7 protein-coding genes are annotated in these 7,244 nt (G+C 41.8%); 3 read left to right on the forward strand and 4 right to left on the reverse strand.

What is annotated here, in order from left to right; translation table 11 throughout:
* Positions 1-50 precede the first annotated feature (50 nt).
* Together CKO50_RS21345 and recQ are read right to left on the reverse strand one after the other, a co-directional pair.
* Entirely contained in the window at positions 51-338 is a 288-nt protein-coding gene (locus CKO50_RS21345; protein WP_095729803.1) for a DUF3630 family protein, read from the reverse strand.
* Entirely contained in the window at positions 338-2,152 is a 1,815-nt protein-coding gene (gene recQ, locus CKO50_RS21350; RefSeq protein ID WP_176474724.1) for a DNA helicase RecQ, read from the reverse strand. The genes CKO50_RS21345 and recQ overlap by 1 nt, the downstream gene beginning before the upstream one ends.
* Before the next feature lie 192 nt (positions 2,153-2,344).
* Here recQ and rarD point away from each other — a divergent pair, with 192 nt between their 5' ends.
* The gene (gene rarD / locus CKO50_RS21355) at positions 2,345-3,235 is read left to right on the forward strand and encodes an EamA family transporter RarD (protein WP_039493074.1); all 891 of its coding nucleotides are present in this window, start codon (positions 2,345-2,347) and stop codon (positions 3,233-3,235) included.
* On the opposite strand, the gene CKO50_RS21360 is transcribed toward rarD, so the two are convergent.
* A complete protein-coding gene (locus CKO50_RS21360; protein WP_176474725.1) occupies positions 3,224-4,459 on the reverse strand; it encodes a response regulator in 1,236 nt (411 codons plus the stop codon). The two genes, rarD and CKO50_RS21360, sit on opposite strands and share 12 nt — an antisense overlap.
* Before the next feature lie 233 nt (positions 4,460-4,692).
* Positions 4,693-5,064, reverse strand: coding sequence for a DUF413 domain-containing protein (gene maoP / locus CKO50_RS21365; RefSeq protein ID WP_095729806.1), 372 nt, complete (start codon positions 5,062-5,064; stop codon positions 4,693-4,695).
* A gap of 87 nt (positions 5,065-5,151) precedes the next feature.
* On the opposite strand from maoP, the gene CKO50_RS21370 reads away from it, so the two are divergent.
* Complete coding sequence (locus CKO50_RS21370) at positions 5,152-5,997, forward strand: LysR family transcriptional regulator (RefSeq protein ID WP_095729807.1); 846 nt, start codon at positions 5,152-5,154, stop codon at positions 5,995-5,997.
* Between the two features lie 148 nt (positions 5,998-6,145).
* Positions 6,146-7,075 (forward strand): porin, encoded by a 930-nt coding sequence (locus CKO50_RS21375; RefSeq protein ID WP_095729808.1) that lies wholly within the window; start codon positions 6,146-6,148, stop codon positions 7,073-7,075.
* Positions 7,076-7,244 lie beyond the last annotated feature (169 nt).

The following is a 7,244-nucleotide window of genomic DNA, read 5'->3' on the forward strand; positions in this document are numbered from 1 at the left end:
TCTGCAACAAAAGTAATAATATTTATAGACTTAAAGCGCTTTATGCGGACTTAACGAGAAAGTTGTTGGCGTAGGAAAGGTAGGAGTTCTAAGGCATCAACGCCATCAGGAGCTACCCACACGCTCTCACTGTAATGTTCAAAATTTAAATTAAAATTACAGTTTTTATATGAAAAACGCCACTGATGTCTATCTGCTCCAGCAGAGAATTCAATTAATTGAATCTCATCTTGATGTAAGAAGATTTGCCCCCAAAGTTCAAATTCATCGTCTTGAGGTGTAATTTCACAGCTGATGATAATCACCTCGTGTGAATTATCCAAAGTGAGTGTGGTCATTATTCTCTTTCCAAATAATTGCGAATGAGCTGCATGAAAGGGGTGCCGTACTTGCTGAGCTTAGTAAAACCAACACCAGACACTTGCAAAAACTCGCTATCAGTTGTTGGCGTTCTTTGTGCCATTTCTGCCAACGTTCGGTCGTTAAATACAACATACGGCGGTACATCATCTTCATCTGCGAGCTGCTTTCTGAGAGCGCGAAGCTTAGCAAATAGTTTCTTATCGTAATTAAACTGCGCCAGTTTATCTTGGTAGACATGCTTAGCTACAAGTCTTGGCTCCGCGAGTTGTAGCACGTATTCGCCGCGCAGTACGGCGCGGGCGGCTTCTGTTAATCTAAGTGTTGCGCCTTGAGTAATATCTTGACTCAATAAACCATGATGGATTAATTGACGTAAGATACTCAGCCAAAATTCATTGCTGTGCTCTTTCCCGATCCCATAGGTTGAGAGGGTATGGTGGTTTTGTTCTCTGATCCTTGCGGTATTTGCCCCACGCAAAATATCCACAATGTAACCAATGCCAAAGCGTTGCTCTGCGCGGTATACGCACGATAACGCTTGTTGGGCAACTAATGTGCCATCAAATTGTTTCGGTGGGTTAAGGCAAATATCACAGTTACCGCATGCTTCACGTTGATATTCGCTGAAGTAATTGAGCAAAATTTGACGACGACAGGTTTGCGCTTCAGCAAAACTCGACATCGCCTGAAACCGCTGTTCTTCAACCTTACGGCGTTGCTCGTCTGGAATATCTTCAAAAAAGCGTCTAACGCGGGGAATATCTGCAGGATCAAAGTACATAACGGCTTCTGCTGCTAAGCTATCTCGCCCTGCACGGCCGGTTTCTTGATAATACGCTTCTACACTTTTAGGAATATCATAGTGAACCACAAATCGCACGTTGGGTTTATTGATCCCCATACCAAAAGCAACGGTTGCAACTACGATTTGAATGTCATCTCGGGCGAAGCGGTTTTGCACAAACTGGCGCTGATCATTTTCTAGACCAGCGTGATAACCTGCTGCATTGAAACCCGTATCGATCAACTTTTCGGCAATATCATCAACACGTTTACGGCTACCACAGTAGATTATGCCACTCTGTCCCTTTTGTTCTTTTAAATAGCGGATCAACTGCGACAGGGGTTTGAACTTTTCTTCGATGGTGTAACGAATATTGGGTCTGTCAAAGCTACCGGTATAGATAAATGGTGCTTGCATACCTAATTGCTGGACAATATCTTTTCGTGTTGCTAAATCAGCCGTTGCGGTTAATGCCATCATCGGAACAGACGGAAAATGTTGACGCAATTCTTTTAAACGAAAATAGTGCGGTCTAAAGTCATGTCCCCAATGAGATACGCAATGGGCTTCATCAATGGCAAACAAACTGATGTTACAGTTGGATATGCGTTCAATAAAGTCTCGTTGTAAGGCCTTTTCTGGTGCAACGTACAGTAGCTTTAAATGACCTTGGAAAAGTGCGTCATAGGTATCTCTTTGCTGCTCCCAAGCGACGCTGTTGTTGATATACTCAGCGGCTATGCCTTGTGCTTTTAACTGCGCGACCTGATCTTGCATTAATGAGATAAGTGGCGATATAACGATAGTCACGCCTGCAAACAATACTGCAGGGACTTGGTAACAGAGTGATTTACCACCGCCAGTAGGCAGTAGTACAAGTGTATCCTGACCAGCTAAGCTAGACTGAATAATATCAAGCTGACCATCTCTAAACGTACTGTAGCCAAACACATCTTTCAGTACTGAATGAGGATCGTTAATTGGGGTGCTTACGAGGGTATCCATCAGCGTCATTTTAGAGCTTTTTTTTAACCTTGTCTTTGCTTTTTATCTAATCTGAAGAGACTTGAATAAGTTTTGAACACTTGTGGCTTTAGACTTTGCAATTGTGAATTCATCGAACTTTCATCGCCGTGATTAATAAAAACGAGTATAATGATTGACCTCTTAGTTGATCCCTCCAAAGGTTAAACGCCCGTGATTGAAGAACAAAAGAAAGGCCACTTACTTGCTGTACTCGCCTTTTTTATGTGGGGGCTTGCACCCATCTATTTTAAGCAACTCGTCCACGTTGACGCGATTGAGATACTCATTCATCGCGTTGTGTGGTCTGTATTTTTTATTGCACTAATTGTGCTGGCAAAGCAGCAATGGCCCAAAATTAAGGCCATACTGGCTAATCCTAAGTTGTTGGCGATGTTGACACTCACCGCGTTGCTGTTGGGTTTTAACTGGGGTTTATTTATTTGGTCTGTTAATAACGGCTTTATGCTAGATGCGAGTTTGGGTTATTACATCAATCCATTACTTAACGTGCTATTGGGAATGTTATTCTTATCGGAAAGGTTGAGAACGGCGCAAAAGTTTGCTGTGTTATTAGCGATAGTGGGTGTGGTGTTACAGTTAATCAGTTTTGGCTCATTCCCAGTCATTGCGTTTTCACTGGCAGGATCGTTTGCGATATATGGATTGTTGCGTAAGACCCTAGCGGTTGAGTCACTTCCTGGATTGCTGGTAGAAGCCCTTATTCTCACCCCAATTGCACTGGCTTATTGGTGGTGGGTTGAGCCCAGTGCCACGAGCAACCTTTGGAATAATGATTGGTACACCAACACGCTTTTGATAAGTGCGGGAGTGGTGACAACTTTGCCTTTGTTATGCTTTACCGCAGCAGCAAAACGGATACCTTACACGACACTTGGCTTTTTTCAATATATCGGGCCGAGCTTAATGTTTATATTGGCGGTACTCTTTTACGGGGAAGCCTTTGATGCAGAACGGGCAATAACGTTTGCCTTTATTTGGGGAGCGCTGGTGATGTTTAGCTTTGATTCTTATCGAGATAAAAGAAAGCGCTTAGTGAACTAAGCGGTTTCTTCCCGAAGCTTTCGCCTGATATAAACGCTCATCGGCTTGCTTTATCAGGCTTTCTATGTCTGTAGTCACCTGAGCGGCAAGTCCCATTGAAACAGTAAACGAGATCTGCTGTTCAGTCAGTTCGTTACTACTTTGCTCTAAATATTCCCTGAAGCACTCCAGTTTTTCTTTGCAATGATCAGCCACCGTATCTTTAAAATATATCGCAAACTCTTCGCCGCCTAATCGAGCGACTAAATCATTGGGAAAGTATTGAGCAAATGCTTGGCCAATTGACTCGAGCACCGCATCGCCGCCTTCATGGCCATATTTGTCATTTACTTGCTTAAAATGATCTATATCTATCATAGCGATCAGCCCGTATAGCTCCTTTTTATATCTCGCTTTTAGGCTTTTCTTTACGGTATCAAAAAAGTAGCGTCGATTTGGCAAACTGGTTAGATAGTCTGTATTTGCTTGTCGGCGTATCGTTTGAATGTGTTCTAGCATATCGACGTTCTGGCTAAGACGGCAGTAAAACTCTTCAGCGTTAAAGGGCTTTCTGAGGTAGTCATTAGCACCATTTTTCAAAAATCGTGTAGATAAATTTTCGGATTCAACTCCAGATATACCAATTATCGCTTTATCATCATCAGTGTAGAGTCGCCTAATCTCGATACATAACTCTTCGCCTCGCATATTTGGCATTTCATTGTCAGTAATGATCACGGAAATATCCGGATTGTCTTTTAATACCGCGAGTGCTTCTATACCATCACAGGCTTCTAGTACCTGATATTTATGGCGAGTGAGGAGCGCAGAGACATAGTGTCTCGACGAAATAGAGTCGTCCACAACCAGTACTCTGACATTTTCATTTCTTGGCAGGCGCTCTAATTGGCGACGTAGATAATGATAGGCTTGTTTATTTTCCTTGGTGATATAGTCGATGATAGGGTATTGCTCAACGATTGAGCGAGTCTGACTTTCAAGGTTACCAGTCATCACGATGGTAGGAATATCAGCTTTAACCGTGCAGGGAATAGCTTCTCCAAGCGGCGCATCAGGTAACACAAAATCTACCACGGCACAAAAATAGTCGTGCTGTGATAACAATGCTTTGGCTTCGGCCAAAGACTCTGCAATATCTACATGGTATCCCACAGTGGTCGCAATATGTTTTTGTACTTTCGCAATAGTGGGGGTGTCTTCAATGATTAAGATTTTCCGTAACACAACCTTCGCCAATCATTTCCTGTTTTACTAATTCTTAACCTAACTGCGCTTAATTGCAATGCTTGTGCTAATAAACAAGGTAATGACTAAGAACAAAATGCTAAAAAGATAGGAGGTGGTGAGGTAATCGAGATTGAAATGGTATAAATAAAAGGGGAATTGCTCAGACACCAACGAAAGAAATAACGTCACTCTGTTGGTGTCTAAGCTTGATAGGATTTAGGCGATTTTGCTTATAGCTCGTCGTCAATATCTACTGGGATCACCACGCTACCATCGTTTTGCACTTTAGAGCGTCCAAATAGCGTGTGAAACTTTGTCTTACACGTAGTATGCTTCAAATATTTGGTCCAAGCTTTTTCTACAGCGTTAGTTGGGGGGGTTAACCCTTCCATTACCTGAACAAACTGGGATTGGAAACTGTTTTGAGGTTCTTCTGCTTTGCTGTATAAGCTTCTTAATGTGGCACCACAGCGTTCAAGAATTTCGGCTTCTTGTAGCGTGAAGTTACCACTGCGTCCGAATCCTCTAGGGAAGTTGGCGTCATCATAAAAGGCTCTGGGGCTTGCAAATGCATTTTTCAAAGTCGCTAAATTATGATCCATAACTGAGTCCTCTAAGGTTATCTGGCTGGAGTATGGACCAAGTTTTATAATTTTTTAAACGAGTAATTTTTATCGTCAGGAAGAAAAATGGACATAGATCTATTAAAAACTTTTGTCGAAGTTGTCAAAACCCGTCACTTCGGTCGAGCGGCAGAAAATTTATACATCACTCAGTCAGCTGTAAGTTTTAGGATCCGCCAGCTTGAGCAAAGTTTAGGGGTGAATCTTTTTATTCGCCAGCGTAACAATATTCAGTTAACTGCGCCAGGTGAAAGGTTGTTACCACACGCCAAAATGATCTTAACTGGGATGCAGCGCGCCAAAGTCGATGTTGCGCTTGCAAACAATATGCACAAGCAATTGTCATTGAGCGGCACGGCTAATATTTGGGACGCATTTTTACAATTCGGGATTAACCATATTGTATCCGCTATGCCCGGAGTATCGCTTGTTGCTGAAGTGAAAGCACAGCAAGAAAGCACGCGACTATTATTAGAGCGAACACTGGACCTTGCTGTACTATTCGACCCGCCAAAAGTGGATGAACTGGTTGTTAAACCGATCAGCGATCTTGCTATTATTCCTGTAAGCACTTTTGATAACGCAACAAAGGAAGACTTTTTTGACAACCAGTATGTTTATGTTGATTGGGGAACTGCTTTTTCTCTATGGCATGCAAAACAGTTCACTGGCGCAACCCCTCCTTATTTTAGAACCAGCACCGGCAGAATAGCACTCGATCTTATTCTTCAGTGTGGTGGCTCTGCATTTGTGCCAGAAGCGTTAGCGTTAGAGTCCATAGAGGCTGGAAGATTGACTCAAGTTGATGAAGTAGAAAGTAACTCAAGAGAGATATTTGTGGCATACCACAAAGACAACGACCAACTAGAACAGATAGAAACCATTGTAAATTTACTGGGGGTGGTGAAGTAATTCTTACAATGAAACTTTTGTGACGTATTTCTTAAGGTTGGGTGTCACTTTATTTTCAGAAATATTTTATGTGTAATATTTTTGTCACTTACCGGTGTCAAACTGCGCGTGTTTTGAAAATACGTGTTGCGATATTGAGGAAATACACATGAAACTAACTAATACTGCTTTAGCGCTATCATTACTAAGTGCATTCACTTTTCAAGTAAACGCTGAAGTAGATGTTTATGGTAAAGCGAATGTATCGGTACAATCATCTGACGATGGTGCTGGTTCGGTTACTGAAATTAAAAGTAACGCCTCTCGCTTTGGTTTCAAAGGTTCTGAGAAATTAGACTCTGGTTTAGAAGTTATTTATAAACTTGAGTTCCAAGTAGATGTCTCTGACGCTGATTCAAAAGGTGATAAAGACAATATCACTGCACGTAATCAGTACGTAGGTTTAAAAGGTAACTTCGGTGAAGTCGTTATCGGCCGTAATGATACTGCATTAAAGCAGTCCCAAGGTAAGTTAGACCAGTTCAACGACCTTGAGGGTGACATTAAGGTACTTTTTAAAGGCGAAAATCGCTTAGGTGATTCAATTTCCTACAAGTCACCAAGCTTTAATGGCTTTAGAGTATTAGGAAGCTTTATTGCTGAAGACAGTGAAGAAGGTGAAAACGGTTTCTCTACTGCGCTAATATACGGCGATGCCGGATTGAAAGAGTCAACTATTTATACAGCGATCGCGGCAGATAGCGAAGTAAATGGCTATGACACGGTTCGTTTTACTGTTCAAGGTAAAGTAGCTGACTTCAAACTTGGTGCAATGTACCAGACACAAGAAAAGGTGGATGGAAGTGCTGAGGCCGATGGGTACTTGCTAAATGCAGCGTACAAATTGGGCAATGCAACCTTGAAAGCACAATATCAAGTTATTGACTTCGATGCCGGTGACAAAGTAGATGGTGTTTCTGTCGGTGTTGATTACAAGCTTGCTAAAAACGCGAAGGTTTATGGTTTCTACTCAACATTTGATGCAGACAACCAAGTAGAAAAGGATTATCTAGGCTTAGGTATCGAGTATAAGTTTTAATTTATAGACTTTATCCAAGCTTAAATATAGTAAAACACCCGCCTAATGCGGGTGTTTTTGTTTGTTTTATATTCTGATTGTTTTCTTTTTGCTCGAATAAACGTTTTTTCGCAATTTTCTTTAAAAAAAGGGTTGCACTAAAATCGGATCGCCCTATAATGCGACCCCA

The organism is Pseudoalteromonas sp. HM-SA03 (assembly GCF_002289345.1).
Classification (GTDB): Bacteria; Pseudomonadota; Gammaproteobacteria; order Enterobacterales; family Alteromonadaceae; genus Pseudoalteromonas.

Coding starts and splice junctions, on each gene's coding strand:
- CKO50_RS21370 (WP_095729807.1), top strand. CDS start 5,152: ATGGACATAGATCTATTAAAAACTTTTGTCGAAGTTGTCAAAACCCGT.
- CKO50_RS21345 (WP_095729803.1), bottom strand. CDS start 338: ATGACCACACTCACTTTGGATAATTCACACGAGGTGATTATCATCAGC.
- recQ (WP_176474724.1), bottom strand. CDS start 2,152: ATGGATACCCTCGTAAGCACCCCAATTAACGATCCTCATTCAGTACTG.
- maoP (WP_095729806.1), bottom strand. CDS start 5,064: ATGGATCATAATTTAGCGACTTTGAAAAATGCATTTGCAAGCCCCAGA.
- CKO50_RS21375 (WP_095729808.1), top strand. CDS start 6,146: ATGAAACTAACTAATACTGCTTTAGCGCTATCATTACTAAGTGCATTC.